Raw genomic sequence first — 20,130 nt, 5'->3', positions numbered from 1 at the left:
CTGAAGCCTTCCGGCAGCCGCTCCCCTATCATCCTCCGACCGACAACCGATGGAGACAGCCATGCGCAAACCGCGGGACTTCGACGCAGAACTTCAAGCCCTGGAAGAAAAAGCGCGAGAGCTCAAAACCAGAAAGGTGCAGCAGCTTGGCGAGCTGGTGATCGCCACCGGCGCCGATCAGCTCAGCGCGGACGAACTGGCGGGCGCACTGGTCGCAATCACTGAGACGAAAGACACGGCAAAGCGTGAGGCATGGGCTAAGCGTGGGGTGATGTTTTTCGAGAGCAGGTCCCGGCGAACTGCTTCGGCATCTCAGCGCAACCCTCGCGGCGCTCCAGCGCAATCGGGCAGCGCGCAATCGCCGGCAGGCGGCACAGGCTCGCAATGACATGAGAACATGGCAGGTGGAGCGTCGCAAACGCACCCGACAGCTGATCGAGCTTGGCGGTCTCGTCCTCAAGGCAGGCATTGTCGAGCTCACCAATGACGATCGCGCAATCATCTACGGCGCGATGCTCTGGATCGCCGCGAAGCTGCAGGGCCATGACGGTAAGCATGCCCGGGAGCTTTTGGCCGCGAAGGGAAAGCAGGCATTCGATGGTGAACGGCGTGAAGAGCAGATGGACTGGCGAACATAGCCACAGTTGGCGAGCAGCGGCCAGTCCGAAGTCGGAACAGCAAACTTCCGCCGGTGTGCCAGCGCCGCAGTCAAGCGCTTGCGCAGGAAGCTTTCGCGATCTCCTCGCGACCGCCGACAATCTTCTCTCGCGAGCCTTGATCCTGATCATATAGAGCGCAAGGCTCGCGTTGGCGACGCTCGTCAAAGCGGGCGCTGCCCTATGAGCGAACTTCAAAATCCAGATCGTGCCCTCGAAACCTCCCACGCCCTCCAGATTCGATCATGCACACTGCGCATTGATACAAACTCTATAGCCAGGGTGAGAGCCAGCGGCATTGCTCTGCACAGCTGGAACGGGCGGAAAAGTGAAGGAAGCTCCTCGCTTTAGATGAGATAGGCAAAAGCATCCCAGCCGATGGGACAACAGAAGCGAAACTTACTCTTGTCATGTTGCGCAAAAGAGGTGGATTTTACGAAGAAACGTACTATTTGCGCCGTGGGCAGGCTAGAAAAATCAAACGTCGCTCAATTCATCCGATACAAAAAAGGGAAATCATATGACCACTGCTCTCGAGCAAGGCAACAAACTGGATACCGTGTCGATAACGGCTGACATTGTCGCCGCCTATGTATCGCACAATCCAGTACCGGTTGGCGAGTTGCCGAAACTCATCGGCGACATCCATGCCGCCCTGAATGGCATCGGCACGCCGGCGGTAGAACCTGTGGTAAAACAGGACCCGGCAGTTTCGATCAAGAAATCGGTGACACCTGACTTCATCATCTGTCTGGAAGACGGAAGGAAATTCAAATCGCTCAAGCGGCACCTTCAGCACTTCAACCTGACCCCCGACGAATACCGGCAGAAATGGAACCTGCCGTCCGACTATCCGATGGTGGCGCCGAACTACGCGGCTACCCGGTCGGCTCTGGCGAAATCAATAGGGCTCGGGCGCAAGGCGGCGACGTCCACGTCTGCCGCGGCGGAAAAACCAAAACGGGCTACTCGTGCGGCGGCAGCGGCGACGACTGCGGCGGCCATGAAGTCGCCGCTGAAGAAGGTCCGCAAGGCGCCGGCCAAAGCGTAACGCGCTGCACCTAGCGGACGTGCCAAGTTGTATAGGACCTGAACATGGCAAAGCCCCGCCTTGCGGCGGGGCTTCGTGTTTTGTCGGGTCACTCTGCGGCGCGGCGTGACCAGATGAGCGAGAACTCACCCTCGGTGTCGGTCTCGACCAGGCTCGCATAGATCGGAGCGGGGAAGCTGGGATCGTCGAGCTTGACCGAGTGGTAGTCGCGTCCCTCGCGCGAGGTCTTCTTCCATGCCGCCCCGAACTCGGTGGCGCCAGCGAAGATGCGGAAGTCGGGACCCTTTTCATTTTCGCCATCCGTCGGAGCGAACGTTACCGTCTTGACGTTGAGATTGAGGGTCTTGACCGAGCCGGAGAAGCCGTTCGCGGTGCGGGAGAAAGTGCCGATCGTAGCCATGGTGATGTTCCTTTGTGTTTTCTCGGGCCGCGCCCATCGCGGCCTCGATGGTGGACGTGAGACCGGAAACGATCGGTCTGCATCCCGAAGGGGCTGAAACGAAGTGGAAGACGGCGACGCGAGGCTTTCTTGGACCGTGAGGAATGGACGCGCAGCGGACAGGGGAAGAAAACGCAGCGCCGACGTTGCGAGAAGACGATCGAGACGGAGTGAAACGAAGACGGTCTTCGGTCAGACCCAATCCATTCGAGGACGCCTTGGGCGTGGCCTGGAAAGAATACCCGGAAGGAACGCCACATTGGCTAAGATCAGTCAGGGCCATTGTAGCTTGCGCCCTGCGCTTCTGAATTTCGGCCACAGACCTTCCTCACGCGCCAGGGCGGTGTTGGTCCTACTCCTAACCGGTGAAGAAGGGACGTCCGATTTCCCTAATCTTTGGGCTGAATCGTCATCGCGTTCAGGGCGGCTCCGAAGGCGACCAATTGATTGCTGAGGGCAGCACTTCTAAGCCGACAGATGCCGACGATTTCCTATAGATGCGCCACACCTGATCCTCCACCGCATGGCCGAATGTTCCCGCTGCGGTCACGCCGACGCGCGGTGAGGCATTGCTGGAAGGTCGGATTCACGCCGGGCGTCTGACGCCGAGGTGATGCGCTGCGTGACTTTCCCGATAAGAGTGGTGGAAATTCCCGGTTCGACCATTGGTTTGGAGGTGCATCCCGAGCATCTGCCGAAGCGCTTGATGATCCACAAGCCGATGAAGATCGACGGCAAGGTCGTCTGGCACACAGAGAGATTTCGAGGATAGGACATGGCCAGGTCGAAAGGTTCGCAGCAATTATCACAGGCTGAAATTGAGCGCTTTGCGACGGCAGCGGAGGCACTGCACTTAAGTATCATCAGCCGTTTATATCGCCCCATAGCGACGACTACCGGCAGACGCGCGTCCTGCATGAGGTGCTGTTGAAAGCCGTGCGGGAAGTCACCGGGAAGGAAGTGGCGTTCATCCAGTGGAACGGGACAGGGCCGTCCAAGCCGTAGCGTGGCTCTAGCCGTTTTCGCAGCCGATCCCATCGCCGTCGCGGTCCAGATCATAGATATCCCTGCCGACAACAGTGACCGGGCCGCGTACATAGGCGGACCATTGCCCTTTCCGGAGGAGCAATCGACGTCGCTGGCGATTGGAACGCAGGCTCCCGCGTAGTTTGGGTCGCACGCGTCTTCGGCATGAGCGCAGCCGATGAAAGATGCCACACCAAAAGCGACCGCGCCTACACGACGGGAAGCCGCCGGCTGGATCCTTATCCGAATCAGCGCTGTATCTCAGTCGTCTATCTCTTCGCCTTCATCGTCTTCGTCCGAACCGCGAGACGGGTCTTCGACGAAGGTTTGGCAACCCTCATTAAATGATTGGCTGTTTGAGCTGCAGTCGCTGTCGTTGGAAATCTGATTTTGCTCAGCCCAGTCGTAGCCAGCTTTATGCCCGGAACAATCTTCGGTGCAGTCATTTCCTCCGAAAGTCCCCTGCGCATGACATGGCGTGGCTGATGCCGCCGCAAGCATCAATGTGCCCAAGTGGAACAGCCTTCGAATTCTCATCTGCGCCCCCCCATGGTGAGCAACGCTGCTATCCAGGCGCCGCGAATATGCCTACTCGCACGAACCCAAATCACGCAATTTGGTCCTGATATCAGTGGCAGTGATACTCGCCAGTCTTGTGGTTGGTATGGCACCCATTGGCATCGGTGCCGCCGCCGTGTGCGAAGGTATCCACCGAAAATGCCAACATGGTCAAAGCCGCCATGGCGGCAAGAATTGTGGATTTCATATCGCCCTCCCAAGATAATTCGGACAGAAGAGCACTATCGTGGAGTTAGCACAACTGGCTGATTGCAAATTACCTACTGGTTAAGTGCCGATGTTCAATATCCAATATTGCTCCCGCGCATCAAGATCGGCCGATGAAATGGCGAGCGACGGACTTAGACGCCCAATTGCGCGGCCATCTTTTGCGTGGCCGCCGTTGTCCGGTCAATGCCGCTGGTGATCGACAGCAGATGTCGTTTCGTCGAAAGAAATTCGGAGTCGCTGCAATCGGCCACAGCGCGCTTGAACAGGGCTCGCATGGCGATGAGCGCGACCTCGCCGTTACCAGATCACAGACCAGCGAGGCATCTGTCGGCGCAAGTTGATTTTCGACGGCCTTTCGGATCGCAAAGCTTCGCGAACTCGGCTTTCTCAAAGCGGGTCAACGGCGCGGCGGCGGAAAATCAGGGGATTTGGGATTGGTCTTGGCCATGACTTCTGTACACGATTCAAAAATCATTCTTCGCCGCAAAAAATTGCCGCATGCCGCATCTGTGGTCGTTCGTCGACACGCAACCGACATGTCCCTCCGTCGCGCAGTCGCTGTGGTAATGGGGGTGCCACCGCCCCGGCGGTCACAACGGCCTGTGGCGAGTGTCGATCAGCCTGGCTGACTCATAGCAGCCCGAATGCCATTGCGGTGAGAAAGGCCACCACTAGCACCACCAGGACCCCAATAATCAGCCAGACGGCGCTCTTGGCGTCCATTTAGACCCTCAACTGTCGGTTCCATTGATCACATAGCGCGACGCGAAGACGCTCACCAGTCACTGTGACTCCAGCGGATACGCGTCCTGGGCGAACTGACGGGCGTTTGTGGATAGGGACTACTGTGGGAGCGTGGGTTCGAAAAGTGGGAATATTCGCGCGCAAAAGGCCGGCCGGCTTACCGGCCTGTCGCGCGGTCAGTCTCAACTGGTTGCCGGCTTGGATGTAGGCGGCTCACGGCGAGCGAGCAGCTTGTCGATCCGCCTTCCATCCATATCGAGGATCTCGAAGCGCCAGCCCTCGTAGTCAAAGTGCTCACCGGCTTCCGGCAAGTGCCCAAGGCTTGACAAGGCGAACCCAGCGATCGTGTGAAAATCCCCTTCGGCAGACCCCGATCGGAATCCTAGGCGAGCGAACGCATCGTGCGCCAGCATCATTCCGTCGATGAGCAAGGACCCGTCATCGCGCTCGATGACATCAGGGTCCTCATTGTCCAGGTCAGGAAGGTCGCCTGCGATGGCTTCGAGCAGATCGGTCTGGGTGACGATCCCCTCCAGAGCGCCATATTCGTCGATGACGATCGCCAGACGCACCGGCGTCCGCTTGAACTGATCGAGTACACGGAAAATCGGCGTTGCCTCGTGAACGATCAAAGGTTCTCGGATGACCGCCATCGGGTCAAGCGTTTTGCCGTCGAGCACCTGGTCGAGAAGGTCCTTCTTCAGAATCATGCCAAGCGGTTCGTCTATCCCCCCACGGCCGACCAGAAGCTGCTCATGGCGACATTGCCGGATGGTGCGCAGAATCTCGTCAGGGATGTCGTCGGTATCGATCCAGTCGATATCGCGTCGCGGTGTCATGATGTCGGCAATGCGCCGATCGCCGATGTTGAAGACACGCTCGACCAGTTCCTGTTGCGTCTGATGAAGGAGCCCTGCCTCCTGGCTTGCCGCCACGAGCAGCTTCAGCTCTTCGGGCGAATGCAAGGACTCCTCGCCTGTGCCCGGACGCAGACCGCACAGACGCAGCACCAGATTGCCGAGACCGTTGAGAACAAGAATCGCCGGCCTGAGCAGGAACAGGAACAGACCGAGAGGGCGGACGACCCGAAGTGCCGTGCTCTCGCTGCGCTGGAGCGCCAGACTTTTCGGCGCTAGTTCACCCAGGACAATGTGTAGCGCGGTTATGATGATGAAGGCGATTGCGACGGCAATGGTGTGCGAAGCTGCCGTGGCCAGCGACCCCATCACTCCCAAGAGGAGTGGCTCGATCAGATGAGCGAGTGCAGGCTCGCCGACCCAACCGAGCGCCAGCGATGAGATGGTGATGCCGAGCTGAGTTGCTGCAAGGTTCGCATCGAGATTCACCAAAGCCCGTTGAAGGAGGCTGGCGTTCGAGCGTCCAGCTGTAGCCAATTCGTCGACGCGGCTTCGTCTAACCGCGACCAGCGCAAATTCGGCGGCGACAAAGAAACCGTTGGCGCCTACGAGTAGGAGAACCAACAGAATTCCAAGAATGTCGCGTAGACTACCATCGTCCGCAGGCATGATATCCTCTTTATGAAACAGCCACTCTCATCTCTCAAGCGCGTATGCCGTCGTGAAACCGCCGTTGGCCATCATTGCGGAGCGATCACCGCAGCTCCGCCTCTGACAATCAGGGGCAAGATAGCCAAATCCGCGCTGAGTATCCTACCCCCGCAAAAAATCCGCCGGCGCGAACCGGCGGGCCAGAAATCGGATAGAAAAAGAACCGGTCATGCCGGCCGAACTAAATGTGGCGTCTGGGTAGTCGAAGTCAATGGACCCGCCGCGTAGAGATCGCCTTTGATCCAGTGATTTAGCAATATCACCGCGATGCCGGCGAGGATCGCCAGCGCTATCATCCAAATGATCTTCTGACGGTCGCTCAATGTTCTAAACCCAAACCCGAACCACGCGTGCCGGCACTTAATGGCACGACGTCGTTAATTGCAATGTGATCCCTATGAGAATCGCTGTGGCCTTGGCGGTCGGTCAAACTTTCTCATTTCGACGAGATTTGCCAGACAGCCACGCCAGTAAGAATAAGGCCGGCGGTACCTTCGATAGTTCGCGATATCACATCGAACAGGCGCGGCCGACGGTCGAAGAAATGCACCAGCCGTTCCCGAAACAGGATCGACAGAACTGCCACGCAAGACAACGTCAGTGCCACGCCGGCCATCATGGTGATTGCAAAGAGTATGCCCGCGACCGGAACACCTCTTGAGATCGCGAAGGTCATCGCGAAGAGCGTCAATGGACATGGGATCAGGCCGGCCATGACGCCCACAACCTCGCCTTCATGCTGATGGTGATGACCGTGGCTGAGCGCCCGCCAAAGCATCCACAGACCAATTAACCCGAGCAGGCCACGACTGACATCCTCCAAAAGCGGCGCCCGGCCGACGCTGCCCAGCGCAATCGAGACCAATGGCAACGAGAGGGCTGCAATCACAACGGCAATCGTGACATGGGTGAAGGAGAGTGTCAGCGACACCAGTAGGCCGCGACGGATGCTGGCATCCGATCCGGCCAAATAGGTAGCCAGCACGGCTTTGCTGTGTCCGGGTGTCAAAGCATGCGCAGCTCCGAACAGGACACCCATCGGCAGGAAGGCAGTGAACGCCAGCCAGTCGCCCCCGGCTGACAGCAATTTGATCTGTTCGGCGAGCGCCAAGTATATCGTGCGTTGAAACTCGACCAGGGTTTGGAAAAACACGTTCTATCCGTTCCGCCGCTTCAACCGCACGTCAATTCAAGGCGTGTCGCGAATATCTTGCCGAGATCGGTTCCGGTCGGATCGCTGAAGAAGGCATCCGTCAATTTCGTCTGATTCTGTGCGATTGCGGTATTCGGATCGGGGCGGACGACTGCCCTCGTGCAATCTTTCGGTAGGCCAGCCACGGCGATCTTATCGTCATCGGTGAAATCGATCGCGGTGTAGAAGGTCGGATCGTAGACGCCGATGCTCACCTTGCCGGCGAGCGCCAACGTGTCTTTCGGCTGCGTCTCGAATTGGATGACGAGTTGATTGTTCTCGTAGCTAGTGACCAGCCTCGCCGGCGGCGTCATCGCCACGTCCTTGCCTTCCACAGTGACCATTTGGAAATAATTGTATTCTTCCAGTGAGGCATGGATGGTGAGGGCGGCGGCGTCGAGTTCTTCGGCGTCCAGAGTAAGGTCGGAATTCTTGTCGAACTCCATCAGCACCGTCGAGGAGAAGAGCTCGTCGAACCGCCAGAGATGCTTGAGCGACTTGACCGACTTGTCAGCGCCAACCGTTAGGTCCAAACGGGCTTCCGCGAAGACATGAGGATGAGCGCCGACCGCGACGGTGGAGGCGAGCAGGAGCGCCATGCCAAAAATCGTGCTGGTCAGTCGCATTTGCGCTCGCTTTCTCGTCATTGCGCGCCAACCGAGTGATCTGGCAGCGCAAGCAGGCTAAATTGGGACGCGGCCCGCGAAGCCTTTTCAATCATCGACGATCGAACTTGCTATGATGGCGTTCGCTGTGCTCCGAACGGCTGGCGACGTCAAATGCACGAGCTGCTTGCGATTGCCCGCGATCAGTATGAACAGCCGGGAAACCTGCCTGCCCTTCCTCTCCTCGCCGATTTTTTCGGCGTCGGTGCGGTGGAAGAACCGTTTTTCAAACTCGGCGCGGTCGACATCGAAAAGCTTGAGCGAGCAGGTCTGGACGGACCTGCCGTCCATGGTAGCCCTGGTCACCGCGACCATCGTTCCGGCCGGAAGGTCGTCGCCGGTGACCTGCCATCCGCGGAACGCCTTCATGGCATCCACAGGAGCAAGTGCCGCGCCGTCGACGAGCGGCGTCCATCCGCGCGTCTTTGCCAATGTCGCGGTTCGCTCGAAGTCGGGGCCGTGCGCCAGGCATGTCGCGTGGAAGGCATCCAGCGCCCGGTCGACGCCATCGGCATGCGCAAGCGGTGATGCCAACCATGCGGCCGCAAGCGTCAAGGACAAGTAGGTCTTGGGCATTCGGTAGACTCGCGTATCGAAGCAGGCCGGGATAGCCAATCGGCAAGATAGCGCCGCGGCGGCTACGCACGCAATGCAGCGCGGCCCGCGACTACCGGCCCGCGCGTGTTCCTGGCGGCGGCGCGCCCGGTCCGGTCGCCGCGGCATGCCGCGCTCAGGCAGGCAGGATCTTGTCCGTGGTCGCGCGCACATAATCGAGGTTCATGGTCCCGACGGCGCCGGTATCGTCGACCCTGAAGCCTGTCTCGACCAGTAGAGTTCCGACCGCATTCATGTCGATATGCCCGTGCCGATGGAGCCTCGGCAATCTGGATTCGTGCAGCGGCCTTCCGAAGTCGATCAGCAGCAGTCGGCCTCCCGGCTTCAGAACCCGCTCCGCTTCACGGAAGAAGGTCGATCGGTCGGGTTTCGGCAGGTGATGCAGCATGAGCGTACCGATCACGATGTCGAATTGGCCATCCTCGAAGGGAAGTTCCTGGGCCGTCGCCTGGACGAAGGTAAGATCAACGCCGGCTCGCGTAGCCTTGACGCGCGCCCTCTCGACCATTTCGACCGATGCGTCGACGCCCGTGACGCGTCCGACCGCTCCGACCAACCGTCTCGCGGCTATGGCAAGCGTGCCCGTACCGCAGGCGACATCGAGCATCGCCTCGCCGGGCTGGAGCCTTGCCAGACGCAGCATGAATTCACGGAACCGGTCCTCGCGGCCCCAAGTCAGGACGCGCGCAAGCAGGTCATAGCCGACCGCCCTATGCAGGACGATGCCGATGCCCCTTTCGCCGGCGCCATGCGCGCCGGCAGTCCGCATGTGATGGAAGCCGCCCCAGAGTGCGAATGCCGCGACCGCAGCGAGGATGAGGCCGTGGACTGCAGCCGTCCAAGCACCGGCATTGAGATAGCCGTCCCCGAAATGAAGCATTAGTAGAAAACCGCTGACCAGCGACAGTTTGACGAGCACGGCAAGCATAATAACACCCTTTCGCGAATGCTGTCCGTTTCCAGCCCGATGACCAAATTGGTGCATTTCCTTTTGCCTCCTCGTCCGTTTCCGGAGTGCTCAAGGCATTCTTGAGCTTCTGGACTCGGCGTATCATACTGGACAGATTGTCCATTAGCGCTGTTGCTGGACAACGGACCGCTGAACGTCCCAAACCGCACGGTGGAAAGAGCAATGACCATTAAAATCGAGCGGCCCGACGACAGGGGTACGATCGACCGTCGTGTCGCGCGCACGCGCGCCATGCTGCAGGACGCGCTGATTGCTCTGATCCCAGAGTGCGGCTATGCGGCTCTCACCGTGGAAGACATCTGCCAGAAAGCTGATGTCGGCAGGTCGACCTTCTATACGCACTATGCCGGCAAGGACGAATTGCGCAGCGCGGCCCTTGAGGCGCATCTGCTGTCGCTGAGCAGGCGCGTGTCGGCAGACGAAAAGACAGGCAATCGCCTGTTCGAATTCAGCCTGCCGATGTTCGAGCACGCGCGGGCGTTCCGGTCGCTTCACAAAGCGCTACTTGCGAGCAGCGGCGACACGATCCACGATCAATTGCGTGAACGCATACGGCGCGCAGTGCGAACCGAACTGTCTGGCAAGCGGATCGGCGACGCGGGCGTGCCGCTGGAATTCGTCGTCCAGTTCATATCGGGAGCCTTTCTCTCGGTGCTTGCCTGGTGGATCGCCGAGGACTCCAGCCTATCGCCGGCCCAGGTCGACGACCTGTTCCAGCGGATGGCGGGTTCAGCTCTTCCGGGGCGGTCACCCTAGCAAGACCTTCCAAATCCAGATCTCGCGCCGGTTGAGGCTAACGTTCCTCGGGCGGCCGAATCTTGCGAAACGTCATGAGCAAAGGATTTCGTAGATGGTGTTCAAGCCACCGGCGACGAGAATTGGTCAGCCGAAACCGGAAACGGCAAGCAGGGGTCCGGCGACCATCGGACTGACCGCCGAACCGCGTTCGGCCAGAGCCCCACTCGGACCGCCAATCTTCGTCGATTCAAAATCGCATGGCAACGAGTCGAGCTATTTCGGCCGGCGCTTGATCGGGGATGGCAAAGACCGAGCTGACGTTGATCTCACAAAGCACATACGTGTCTTCACCTGACACAGTCCGTGGTCCGTAGAGAAAATCGGCATCCCAAATGATCGGCAGCGACCTGGCATCGACGCCTAGCACAGCCATCATTTGCGGCGTCCACCCGGTTTCCATATTGGTCCGCAGCGACTGAAACGGTTCGGCCGTGGCGGGATGCATTATCCGCGGCCCTGGTTGCGCAGCCTCGGAATCTGGCCCTTCAGGAGGTGGCGGGATTAGGGCCTTGATGAACTGGTGGCCAAAGCCGACCACCTTGTCGGCGCCCATGTAACAGCGGATCATCCCGTCGGGTAAACGCGGTTGGAATGGCTGATCCACGATGCAGCCATCGGGTGTCAAATACACCTCGCAGCGCGCCATGAAATCCGGCAGTGCGAGTTCTTCCGGCGTACTGCCGCGTCGCGCGTGCAGCACCCGAACCGCCGGCTCTCCGCCAGGAAGCGAACCGATCAGCTCGACCTTCCATACTCCCTGGCCGCCATTGCCGCGGTTCTGCTTCAGCACCCGTGGACCGGCCGTTCGAAGCCGCTCCGGAAACGCCTCGCGAAAAGCCTCGGCGGAGCCGTAGAGGTAAGTATCGGTTCCCCATCCGAGATGCTTCGTACGGTGCAGAACTTCCTTCACGCCCATTTTCAGGATCACGTCTGGATGTGCACTCACCCAGGGGCCGCGTGCCGCCACGTCGCGCAGCAGCGGGTCAAGCACCGCACGGGTTTTTCCCTCGTGCAAGGGATCGACCCAGACCAGCACGCCGTCCGTCGCCAGGAGCTGGGTCCGAACCTCCTCGGCAAACTCTTCGTCATAAACGGCCGGTTCGGCGTGAACACCGATCGCAGCGAGTTCCTCGAACACGCGATGAAACCGGTTGTTCTGCGGTGTCGCCGTGCGACGCGCCTCCCGGTCACCGCGCCAGACCACAGCCACTCGCCTCGTGCCCATTATACCTCGCCTCCTACTTGCTCGCCCATCAGGCAGCCCCGATACGAAATAGACTGCGATGCTCGCATCCGAGCAGAAAGATCGCCCTAGACCGAGCCCGCCGCGACGCCGAAAAGCACGCCCAGGATCGAACATGCCGCTAGCATCGGGATCACGCCGACCTTGAAGCGGAATACCGCCAGCATCGCACCGAGGGTCAGTACGAGAGACGGAATGTTGAGGGAACCGAGGACTGGCACGTCGAGCCTCATGCCCAGCAAGCCGATCTCATGCAAATCGCGAAACAGGACATGAAGCGCGAACCACACCGCGAGGTTCAGGATCACTCCAACCACCGCTGCCGTGATGGTCGACAGTGCGGCTGACAGGGCCTTGTTGCTGCGCATCGTCTCTATGTACGGCGCGCCGAGAAATATCCACAGGAAGCACGGGACGAAGGTCACCCACGTCGTCAGAAGGCCGCCGAGCGTTCCAGCGACCAACGCGTTAAGAACCCCCGGCTCCCGGAATGCTCCCATGAAACCAACGAATTGAGTGACCATGATCAGCGGACCCGGCGTTGTTTCGGCCATGCCGAGGCCATCCAGCATTTCTCCAGGCTTCAGCCAGCCATAGTGCTCGACTCCTTGCTGGGCGACATAGGCAAGCACCGCATAGGCCCCGCCGAACGTCACCACCGCCATCTTGGAAAAGAAGATGGCGATGTCGGTGAAGACATTGCCTTGCCCAAGAAACAGCAACAAGAAAAGGACCGGAACGAACCATAGCAGCAGAAACACCGCCGCAATCTTCAGCGACCATTCGATGGATGGCCGGGCATGCGCCGGCATCCCTTCGCCAAGCGCCGAGTCGACATCATCGACCTGCTTGCCACCAAGCTTGCCATGTCCATTGCCTGGCTGGAATGCGGCCCAACCCATCTTGCCCCCGACGTAGCCGATCACGGCCGCAAACAGGATGACCAGCGGGAACGGTGCATGGAAGAAGAACAGGGCGATGAAGGCTGCCGCAGCGAGGCCGACCATCACATTGTTCCTGAGCGCCCTCCTGCCGATCCGCAGGACCGCTTCGAGCACGATGGCCAGAACCGCCGCCTTCAGGCCGAAGAAGAGCGCCTGGATAGCGCCAACGTTGCCGAAGATGGCGTAGATCCAGCTCAGGACCATGATGGCGACCGCGCCTGGCAGCACGAACAGGATTCCCGCGACGAGGCCGCCTTTGGTCTTGTGCATGAGCCAGCCAATATAGATGGCCAATTGCTGCGCCTCCGGACCGGGCAGCAGCGTGCAGTAGTTGAGCGCATGCAGGAATCTCGTCTCGCCGATCCAGCGCTTTTCCTCAACGACGATCCGATGCATCATGGCGATCTGGCCGGCCGGGCCGCCGAAGCTGAGCATTGCAACGCGGGCCCATACTCGCATGGCGTCCGCAAACGAAATGTCATGGTCGTGGGTTTCGGCCAGAGATGGCGGCGTCGTGACGGACTGCTCCAGATTGGCCATAGTTTGAGTCCCTGCGGTCATCCGCGTTTCTTGCGGAAATACTGATAGAGGTTGTCGAAGACAGGAGCGCCCTGCGCGATCCGCTGTTCGTCGCTCTCGTTCGCCATGGCGATGCCTGCAATCAGACTGGCAATCCCAGTCGCCTCCTCGCGACCGAACTTGTTGTCCTTGAGGTCGATGTCATGGACGATCTCGGCGATGGCCTGGAGTGCCGGATCATTGATGCCGGCGCGGGTAAGCAGAACTTCGAAGCTGCAGCGATCGCCCTCATGGGTGATTTCGCCTTCGAACATGTCGAAGCGCAATTCCCCCTCCTTTGGCACGTATCCCTTGCCCGCTACGAAGCGGATGATCGCGTCAGCATCGATGAACCGGCGGATCAGCCAACTGCAGGCGATGCGGTCGACATGCACGTCCCGGCGCGTGACCCAGATTCGGCCCTTGAGCTCGCTCGGCTCGGCGGCCTTCTTCGGTTCCTTGGTCATGGCCTTGTCCTCTGTAAGCTGTGTTTCAAGTTCGCCGATCAGTCCCTCGATCGTGAGGCGACCGCTGGCACCAAAAAAGTCGATCATCACCACTTCAGTGAGCCGCTTGCGCAAGCGACCAAGTTGCGGACGCGCTTCTGCGTGTTTTTCCGATGTCGCGTCGGCCCCAATCGCTGCAGCCAGCTCGCGCGCTTCCCCAGCGATCTCCGCATAGTCGGCATCACGGGCCGCGTCGAACATCGCCCGCACCTGCGCGTCCGACAGACCGTCGACAAGGCGCGCCTCGCAAATCATGGCCTCGCCGCCGCCGGCGACGATCTCCTTCAGAAGCCATTCGAAATCCTCCTGCATCTCGGCATTCGCCGGCAGGGCGTAAACGGTGCTTTTGACTGCGACCGCGCCGATGCCTTGCAACCGTCGCCAGATCTTCACCCGGAAATAGGCGGGCTTGCTTGGCAGCTGATAAATCAGGAGCAGCCAGCGCTGCTCCTGCAATTGCCCCTCACTCATAAGTGAACCGTATCATGGACTGAATTAGATGCAACACTTGTATCATGACTCATGCGCAAACCATACTAAATGGCCAAAATCCGCAGAGACACCATACTTCAATGCGGGCGAAGCTCATCGTCGGTTGTCGAAGCGCCCCAGCGCACTTCCGGGCGAAGAAAGAAAGCTCATGTGGCGCCCCTCGAACGTCGTCCGGCAGGAATGGAGGCCCCGGAAGTAGTGGCGACGGCACCTTCGTGTACACAGTTACGGACAATCGCATCACACGCCTCGCCATCAAGGCTGGTGTCACCGACAACGGTCGCGTCGAGGTGACCGCGGGCCTTTCGGAAGCGACATCGGTGGTGGCAACCACCCAAGGCGTGCCGCCCCTGAGGACTGCGGTTCAGCCGCAGATGGTTCGCTCCTCGTCCTTGGTGGAATACCCGGCGCAGCTGGGATCGATCCCCTCTCGCCCATAAGCGACCGGTATCAAACGTCTGAGCAAGATGCAACACTTGTATCATTTCTCGTTTGGGCATAACGTGCGCCTGCTCACGGATGGCCGTGCCGCCGAGCGAGGAAATCCAATGCCGCACCAGATCATGCCGCTGCCGTTCAAGCCGCCCAGGCTCGTCGGACTGTCCGAACGCCTGCTGGCCAGCCATTATGAAAACAATTACGGCGGTGCGGTTCGCCGCCTCAACGCTATCGAACAGCGGCTCGATGAACTCGACTGGGGCGCAGCACCCGTCTTCGACATCAACGGGTTGAAGCGCGAAGAGCTGGTCGCGGCAAATTCGGCGATCCTGCACGAGATCTATTTCGATGGGCTCGGTGGTTCCGGCGATGCCGGAGGCGATCTTGCCGCAGCACTGGAGCGCGACTTCGGCAGCGTGGCGGCATGGCGCGCCAAGTTCATGGCGTGTGCTAAGGCGCAGGCCGGAGGCTCGGGATGGACGCTGCTGACCTGGTCGGAGCGCCGCGATCGGCTGACGATTCAATGGGCGGCGGATCACACCAATTGTCTCGCCGGCGGCATGCCGATCCTCGCGCTCGACATGTACGAACATGCCTACCACCTCGATTTTGGCGCCAAGGCTGGCGCCTATGTCGACGCGTTCATGAAGAACATCCATTGGGAGCGGGTTGCCGCCCGCCACCGGCGGGCTGTCGCGCAGCGCGATCCTTCAACAGGACCTGCATCGGACAATAAGGTTCCAACTGTTGCGCCAGAGGAACTGCGGGCCCGACTCGACCAGGGCGAAGATCTGGTCGTGCTCGACGTCTGCCTGGCCGACGATCTGGCAAAACGCAGCGATATGCTGCCGGGCGCCAAGCTCCGCGCTCCCGAGACCATTGCCGATTGGGCCGATGAACTGCCGAGGGACAGGCCTGTCATCGTCTATTGCGTCTACGGCTTCCAGGTCAGCGGCGACGCAGTCGCCGAACTGCGTCGCCGCGGCGTCGATGCAACGGCGCTCTCAGGCGGCATCGCCGCCTGGCACGCCATCGGCGCGCCAACCGTCCCTCTGGTGATGAGCGAAGAAAGGATTGCGTCATGAAATGGGTTACCCGTGAACGCCCGGTCATCGACCGCATCGCCTGCCCCTGGCTGATTGCACGCTTCATCGACAAGGAACCTGATTTCTTGTTCGCGGCACCTGATCAGGTGATCCGTGTTGCCCAGGAAGCGGGCGCGACACCCTACGACGTGCCCGGCGTCGAATTCACCCATGTCGGCGACGGTTGCAGCTTCGACACCTTCGTCTCGAAATTCGGCCTCGATCGCGACCCGGCGATCGTGACCATTGCCGCGATCGTGCGCGGCGCCGACACGGATCGGCACGATCTCACGCCACAGTCTGCAGGACTGCTCGCGATCTCCATGGGGCTGCGGGACGTGACGCCCGACGACCACGAGATCCTGAAGCACGGCTTCGTCATTTACGATGCGCTTTATGCCTGGGCCTCACGACGCAAGGCGGAGACCCATAGCTGGCCACCCGTCACGAAGCCGGCGGCGGCCTGAAGTAGCGGGCAACGAGGGCAGATCAAGTCGGCACTCAAATCACCGGCCGCCGCTCGCCGTCGGCCAGGTGGCAGGCCGCGACCCCGCCATGCGGCACCGAGCGCAACATCGGCTCCTCGGTCCGGCAGACATCGATCGCCACAGGACAGCGGGTGTTGAAGCGGCATCCCGGTGGCGGCGCGCTGGGGCTTGGAGGGTCGCCCGCGAGGATGATTCGGCGACGGCCGGCCTCGATACGAGGATCCGGCGAAGGAACCGCCGAAAGCAGTGCCTGGCTGTAGGGATGGGCCGGCTCGCGAAACAGCGGCCGCGTCACGCCGGCTTCCGCGATGCGGCCAAGATACATCACCGTCACGTTTGAGCAGACCTCGCGCACGATCGCCAGGTCATGCGCAACGATGACGATGGTAAGGCCAAGCTGTTTCTGCAATGATGTGAACAGGTTGACGATCTGCGCCCGGATCGAAACGTCAAGCGCGCTGAGCGGTTCGTCGCAAACCAGGATCGATGGCTTCAGCGCAAGCGCGCGAGCGATCGAAACGCGCTGGCGCTGGCCGCCGGAAAGCGAACGCGGCAGGCGGTCGAGCACGGTCGCTGGCAGCGCCACCAGATCCAGCAGCTCGCCAATACGGCGCCGGCGCTCGGCCGGAGATCCGAGGCGATGGATCTGCAGCGGCTCTTCCAGCGTCTGGTAGACGGTCTGGCGACGGCTCATCGAGCCCAGCGGATCCTGGAAGACGAACTGGACCTCGCGGCTGAACGATTTGCGGTCCGACTTCAGCCACTGGGCGCGATCCCGCCCCGAGATCAGCACCGTACCCTCAGTCTCCTTCTGCAGGCCGACGACGCTGCGAGCCAGCGTGGTCTTGCCACAACCGGATTCGCCAACGATGCCATGGAAGGCACCACGCGGAATGGTCAGGTCGATGCCGTCGACCGCCCGCACGGCGCCTGTTCCGGAGCGGTTGGCGAAATGGACCTTCAGGCCCTTGACCTCAATCGCCGCAATGTCAGCCATGGATTGCTATCCCTTCCCGCCTCAGCACCACCGGGCATCCCACCTTGTGCGGCGTCCCGCCCGTCGAGATCGTCTGGAGCGGCGGCCGATGCACGCGGCATTCGGGCTCAACCAGTTCGCAGCGGGCAGCGAAACGGCAGCCCGGCTCCAGCCTGATCTGGTTCGGCGGCAAACCTGGTATTTCCTTGGTCGCGGCGCGTTCGTCGGCGCGGAAATCCGGTACAGAGGCAAGCAGCCCGCGTGTATAGGGATGCGTCGGCCGCGTCAGCACATCCATCGCGGTCCCCTCCTCCGCCACCTGCCCGGCATAGAGCACCATGACCCGGTCCGCGACCGAGGCGACGACGCCGATGTCGTGCGTGATCAGCACGACCGCGATGCCTTCCTCGCGCTGGATCTGGCGGATGAGCTCCAGGATCTGCGCCTGCACCGTGGCGTCCAGCGCAGTGGTCGGCTCGTCGGCGATCAGCACGCGCGGCCGGCTTGCCAGGGCCAGTGCGATCATGGCGCGCTGCAGCATGCCGCCAGACATTTCATGCGGATAGCGATCGTAGCGGTCTTCCGGGTCAGGGATGCCGGTGCGGGCGAGCAGCGAGACCGCTTCCTTGCGGGCATCCGCATGCGAGAGATTGGCAAAGCGGCGCGCCTGGCGCGCCAGTTGCGGTCCGATCTTCAGCATCGGGTTCAGCGCGCTCATCGGGTCCTGGAAAATGACGCCGAAATAGCGGCCGCGAAGGTCAGACAAGCGCCTGGACTCCATTCCGACCAGTTCGCTCGCTTCGGCTCGGGCCGATCCCTTGATGTCGACGGTGACGCCCTCGGGCAGCAGGCCGAGCGGCCCAAGCGTCATGACGGTCTTGCCCGAACCGCTCTCGCCGACGACGGCGACTGTCTCGCCGGGACGGACGTTGAACGACACCCCATCGACCGCGCGCACGGAAACGGTCGTGGCGTAGAGATCAATGACCATGTTTTCTATGGAGTAGATCGGCTCGTCGCTCATGGCGCGGCTGTTCCCGTTTCGACGGCGTTCCGCTCCGCTTCCTCAACGGCGCGCGCCTTGCGACGCTTGCGCAGCAAACCGCCGCGCACCGGCCTCGGCACCTTTTGCAACGCGAAGGTCTCGCCCAGCAGATTGAAGCTGACCACCACCAAAGTGAGCGCAAGGCCCGGAAGGACGACCAGCCTCGGGTATTCCTCAATGTAGCTCATGCCGTCGACCAGCATCTGGCCCCATTCCGGCGCCGGCGGCGCGACGCCCAGGCCGAGGAAGCTCAGCGTCGCGATGGCCAGGACAAGGGCGCCAGCATCGGCGCTGGCATAGACCACGACGAGGGCCAGGACATGCGGCAGGATATGGCGCACAAAGATCCACAGATGGCTGGCGCCCATCACCCTTGCCGCTTCGATATAGGGCTGTTGCAATTCGGCGGTGACCACGGCGCGGCTCATGCGGGCATAGTTCGCCCACCACGCCAGCGTCAGCGCCGTGATCATCGACCAGTAGCCGGTGCCGAGAATGCCGATCAGCGCCAGCGCGATCACCAAGCTTGGCAGCGCCAGCGCGATGTCGATGAGGCTGATCAACACCAGCTCGACGCGCCCGCCGACATAACCGGCGAACGAACCGATGCTGACGCCGATGGCAAGTGCGGCCACCAGCACGATCACCATCGCCACCAGCGATATGCGGGCGCCGCCGATGATGCGGCTCAGAATATCGCGGCCGAGATAGTCGGTGCCCAGCCAGTGAGCCCAGCTCGGTCCCGCAAGCGTGACGTCGTAGTCTTGCGCGCCGGGATCGTAAGGCATGATCGAGGGACCGAGCACACCGACCGCGACAAAGAAGACGACTGGCAGCAGCACCAGCCAGGGCCAGTCCTTCATGCTCCTGAACAAGGAAGTGTTCATCGGATCAAGCTCCTCTCGCCCTACGCATGCGCGGGTCGACAAACATGCAGATCACGTCAACCATCAGGTTGACGACAACGAAGAACACCACGAACAGCAACAGAACCGACTGCATGCCGACGAAGTCGCGGAAGCGGATTGCATCGATAAAGAAGGCGCCGACGCCGCGCAGCGCAAACACCGTTTCAACCACGATCGAACCGATGATCATCAGCGTGAACTGGGCGCCGAAGGTGGTCAGGAACGGGATGGCGATGTTGGGCAGAGCCTCGCGCATCAGCACCTGTGTCCTCGTGTAGCCCTTCGCGAAGCCCGTCGTGGCGAAGGGTCGCGACATGGCCTCCTGGAGGTTGACGCGGACGACGCGGCTCAGCACCGATGCCGGAAACAGGGCGATTGTCACCCACGGCAAGAGCCACGAGGTGAAGCCGCTGACGCCGAAGGTGGGCAGCCAGCCCAGCATCACCGAAAAGACGATGACCAGCAGCGCCGCCACGAAGAAGTTCGGCGTCGAGGCGCCGACCAGCGAGAAGGCGTGGAGGAACCGGTCCAACGCGCCACCATTGCTGACCGCACCGGCAACGCCGAGCGCCAGCGACAGGAAAAAGGCGAGAATGCCGCCGCCCGCAAGCAGCGCCGCCGTCATCGGGATTCTGGCGGCGAATTCCTGCGCGATCGGCTTGCCGGTGCGCAGCGAGACGCCGAGATCGCCGGTGATAGCGCTGAAAAGCCATCGGCCGTAGCGGACCGGCAGCGGATCATAGAGCCCGAGGTCCTCGCCGATCTTCTTGATCATTTCGGCATCCGCGCCCGGGCCTGCCGCACGCTCGGCCATGAGCGCGGCGACGTTGCCCGGCGCCGCGGCAACCAGGGTAAAGGTCAATGCCGATGCCGCCACGACAAGCAGACAGGCAAGCAACATCCTTCGCAGAATCGTGCGTCTCATCGGAACTCC

23 protein-coding genes and 1 pseudogene are annotated in these 20,130 nt (G+C 61.1%); 9 read left to right on the top strand and 15 right to left on the bottom strand.

The genetic code is table 11. The features are described 5' to 3' along the window. Nucleotides 1-61: 61 nt before the first annotated feature. The 3 genes from NKI64_RS06315 to NKI64_RS06305 all read left to right on the top strand — a co-directional run bounded on the left by NKI64_RS06315 (nt 62) and on the right by NKI64_RS06305 (nt 1,707). Nucleotides 62-388, top strand: coding sequence for a conjugal transfer protein TraD (locus NKI64_RS06315; protein WP_023669905.1), 327 nt, complete (start codon nt 62-64; stop codon nt 386-388). 1 nt (nt 389) lies between these two features. Further along, nucleotides 390-638 carry a conjugal transfer protein TraD gene (locus NKI64_RS06310; RefSeq protein ID WP_023669904.1) on the top strand — a complete coding sequence of 83 codons (249 nt, stop codon included), beginning with the start codon at nt 390-392 and terminating at the stop codon, nt 636-638. A gap of 538 nt (nt 639-1,176) precedes the next feature. After that, nucleotides 1,177-1,707, top strand: coding sequence for a Ros/MucR family transcriptional regulator (locus NKI64_RS06305; RefSeq protein ID WP_352667041.1), 531 nt, complete (start codon nt 1,177-1,179; stop codon nt 1,705-1,707). A gap of 88 nt (nt 1,708-1,795) precedes the next feature. Here the strand turns inward: NKI64_RS06305 and NKI64_RS06300 are convergent, their stop codons facing one another. Then, entirely contained in the window at nt 1,796-2,107 is a 312-nt protein-coding gene (locus NKI64_RS06300; protein WP_023669902.1) for a DUF736 domain-containing protein, read from the bottom strand. 661 nt (nt 2,108-2,768) lie between these two features. Between NKI64_RS06300 and NKI64_RS06295 the strand changes: the two genes are divergently transcribed. Both NKI64_RS06295 and NKI64_RS06290 read left to right on the top strand, forming a co-directional pair. Then, nucleotides 2,769-2,918, top strand: a complete 150-nt coding sequence (locus NKI64_RS06295; protein ID WP_352667038.1) for a hypothetical protein — start codon at nt 2,769-2,771, stop codon at nt 2,916-2,918. A gap of 3 nt (nt 2,919-2,921) precedes the next feature. Next, a pseudogene (locus tag NKI64_RS06290) lies at nt 2,922-3,151 on the top strand (hypothetical protein). Between the two features lie 282 nt (nt 3,152-3,433). On the opposite strand, the gene NKI64_RS06285 reads toward NKI64_RS06290, so the two are convergent. The 7 genes from NKI64_RS06285 to NKI64_RS06255 form a co-directional block, all read right to left on the bottom strand. Next, entirely contained in the window at nt 3,434-3,673 is a 240-nt protein-coding gene (locus NKI64_RS06285; protein WP_156933401.1) for a hypothetical protein, read from the bottom strand. Between the two features lie 127 nt (nt 3,674-3,800). Continuing rightward, nucleotides 3,801-3,938, bottom strand: a complete 138-nt coding sequence (locus NKI64_RS06280; RefSeq protein WP_023669898.1) for a YHYH domain-containing protein — start codon at nt 3,936-3,938, stop codon at nt 3,801-3,803. A 949-nt stretch (nt 3,939-4,887) separates the two neighbouring features. Beyond that, a complete protein-coding gene (locus NKI64_RS06275) occupies nt 4,888-6,231 on the bottom strand; it encodes a hemolysin family protein (protein WP_023669895.1) in 1,344 nt (447 codons plus the stop codon). Nucleotides 6,232-6,709: 478 nt separating this feature from the next. Next, on the bottom strand, nt 6,710-7,426 hold the full coding sequence (locus tag NKI64_RS06270) for a HoxN/HupN/NixA family nickel/cobalt transporter (RefSeq protein ID WP_023669894.1): 717 nt from the start codon (nt 7,424-7,426) through the stop codon (nt 6,710-6,712). A gap of 20 nt (nt 7,427-7,446) precedes the next feature. Beyond that, nucleotides 7,447-8,091: a DUF1007 family protein gene (locus NKI64_RS06265; protein ID WP_460221597.1), complete on the bottom strand. Its 645-nt coding sequence runs from the start codon at nt 8,089-8,091 to the stop codon at nt 7,447-7,449. An 87-nt stretch (nt 8,092-8,178) separates the two neighbouring features. Further along, on the bottom strand, nt 8,179-8,853 hold the full coding sequence (locus NKI64_RS06260) for a hypothetical protein (RefSeq protein ID WP_156940642.1): 675 nt from the start codon (nt 8,851-8,853) through the stop codon (nt 8,179-8,181). A gap of 7 nt (nt 8,854-8,860) precedes the next feature. Next, on the bottom strand, nt 8,861-9,673 hold the full coding sequence (locus NKI64_RS06255; RefSeq protein ID WP_050588535.1) for a class I SAM-dependent methyltransferase: 813 nt from the start codon (nt 9,671-9,673) through the stop codon (nt 8,861-8,863). Nucleotides 9,674-9,826: 153 nt separating this feature from the next. Here NKI64_RS06255 and NKI64_RS06250 point away from each other — a divergent pair, with 153 nt between their 5' ends. Beyond that, nucleotides 9,827-10,471, top strand: coding sequence for a TetR/AcrR family transcriptional regulator (locus tag NKI64_RS06250; RefSeq protein ID WP_023669890.1), 645 nt, complete (start codon nt 9,827-9,829; stop codon nt 10,469-10,471). A 229-nt stretch (nt 10,472-10,700) separates the two neighbouring features. Here NKI64_RS06250 and NKI64_RS06245 read toward each other — a convergent pair whose 3' ends face one another. The 3 genes from NKI64_RS06245 to NKI64_RS06235 form a co-directional block, all read right to left on the bottom strand. Next, the gene (locus NKI64_RS06245) at nt 10,701-11,738 is read right to left on the bottom strand and encodes a Cj0069 family protein (RefSeq protein WP_352667032.1); all 1,038 of its coding nucleotides are present in this window, start codon (nt 11,736-11,738) and stop codon (nt 10,701-10,703) included. Between the two features lie 86 nt (nt 11,739-11,824). After that, the gene (chrA, locus tag NKI64_RS06240) at nt 11,825-13,240 is read right to left on the bottom strand and encodes a chromate efflux transporter (protein WP_352667029.1); all 1,416 of its coding nucleotides are present in this window, start codon (nt 13,238-13,240) and stop codon (nt 11,825-11,827) included. Between the two features lie 17 nt (nt 13,241-13,257). Then, on the bottom strand, nt 13,258-14,235 hold the full coding sequence (locus NKI64_RS06235) for a chromate resistance protein ChrB domain-containing protein (RefSeq protein ID WP_352667026.1): 978 nt from the start codon (nt 14,233-14,235) through the stop codon (nt 13,258-13,260). A 236-nt stretch (nt 14,236-14,471) separates the two neighbouring features. Here NKI64_RS06235 and NKI64_RS06230 point away from each other — a divergent pair, with 236 nt between their 5' ends. From NKI64_RS06230 to NKI64_RS06220, 3 genes are all read left to right on the top strand, one after another. After that, nucleotides 14,472-14,696 (top strand): hypothetical protein, encoded by a 225-nt coding sequence (locus NKI64_RS06230; protein WP_031207872.1) that lies wholly within the window; start codon nt 14,472-14,474, stop codon nt 14,694-14,696. Nucleotides 14,697-14,804: 108 nt separating this feature from the next. Continuing rightward, nucleotides 14,805-15,779, top strand: a complete 975-nt coding sequence (locus NKI64_RS06225; RefSeq protein ID WP_023669886.1) for a Fe-Mn family superoxide dismutase — start codon at nt 14,805-14,807, stop codon at nt 15,777-15,779. Then, nucleotides 15,776-16,246: a chromate resistance protein ChrB domain-containing protein gene (locus NKI64_RS06220; RefSeq protein ID WP_023669885.1), complete on the top strand. Its 471-nt coding sequence runs from the start codon at nt 15,776-15,778 to the stop codon at nt 16,244-16,246. The genes NKI64_RS06225 and NKI64_RS06220 overlap by 4 nt, the downstream gene beginning before the upstream one ends. 34 nt (nt 16,247-16,280) lie before the next feature. On the opposite strand, the gene NKI64_RS06215 is transcribed toward NKI64_RS06220, so the two are convergent. From NKI64_RS06215 to NKI64_RS06200, 4 genes are read right to left on the bottom strand one after another with little or no spacing between them, the layout of a single operon-like run. Then, the gene (locus tag NKI64_RS06215; RefSeq protein ID WP_023686257.1) at nt 16,281-17,264 is read right to left on the bottom strand and encodes an ABC transporter ATP-binding protein; all 984 of its coding nucleotides are present in this window, start codon (nt 17,262-17,264) and stop codon (nt 16,281-16,283) included. Continuing rightward, nucleotides 17,257-18,267 carry an ABC transporter ATP-binding protein gene (locus NKI64_RS06210; protein WP_023669883.1) on the bottom strand — a complete coding sequence of 337 codons (1,011 nt, stop codon included), beginning with the start codon at nt 18,265-18,267 and terminating at the stop codon, nt 17,257-17,259. Before NKI64_RS06210 ends, NKI64_RS06215 begins: the two co-directional genes overlap by 8 nt. Beyond that, nucleotides 18,264-19,175 (bottom strand): ABC transporter permease, encoded by a 912-nt coding sequence (locus NKI64_RS06205; RefSeq protein ID WP_023669882.1) that lies wholly within the window; start codon nt 19,173-19,175, stop codon nt 18,264-18,266. Before NKI64_RS06205 ends, NKI64_RS06210 begins: the two co-directional genes overlap by 4 nt. A gap of 4 nt (nt 19,176-19,179) precedes the next feature. After that, the gene (locus NKI64_RS06200; RefSeq protein ID WP_023703912.1) at nt 19,180-20,121 is read right to left on the bottom strand and encodes an ABC transporter permease; all 942 of its coding nucleotides are present in this window, start codon (nt 20,119-20,121) and stop codon (nt 19,180-19,182) included. Nucleotides 20,122-20,130: the final 9 nt, after the last annotated feature.

Source organism: Mesorhizobium sp. M0478, from assembly GCF_040321305.1.
Classification (GTDB): Bacteria; Pseudomonadota; Alphaproteobacteria; order Rhizobiales; family Rhizobiaceae; genus Mesorhizobium.
Note: the sequence above shows the minus strand (reverse complement) of the source record. Positions and strands in the feature narration are given on the sequence as shown.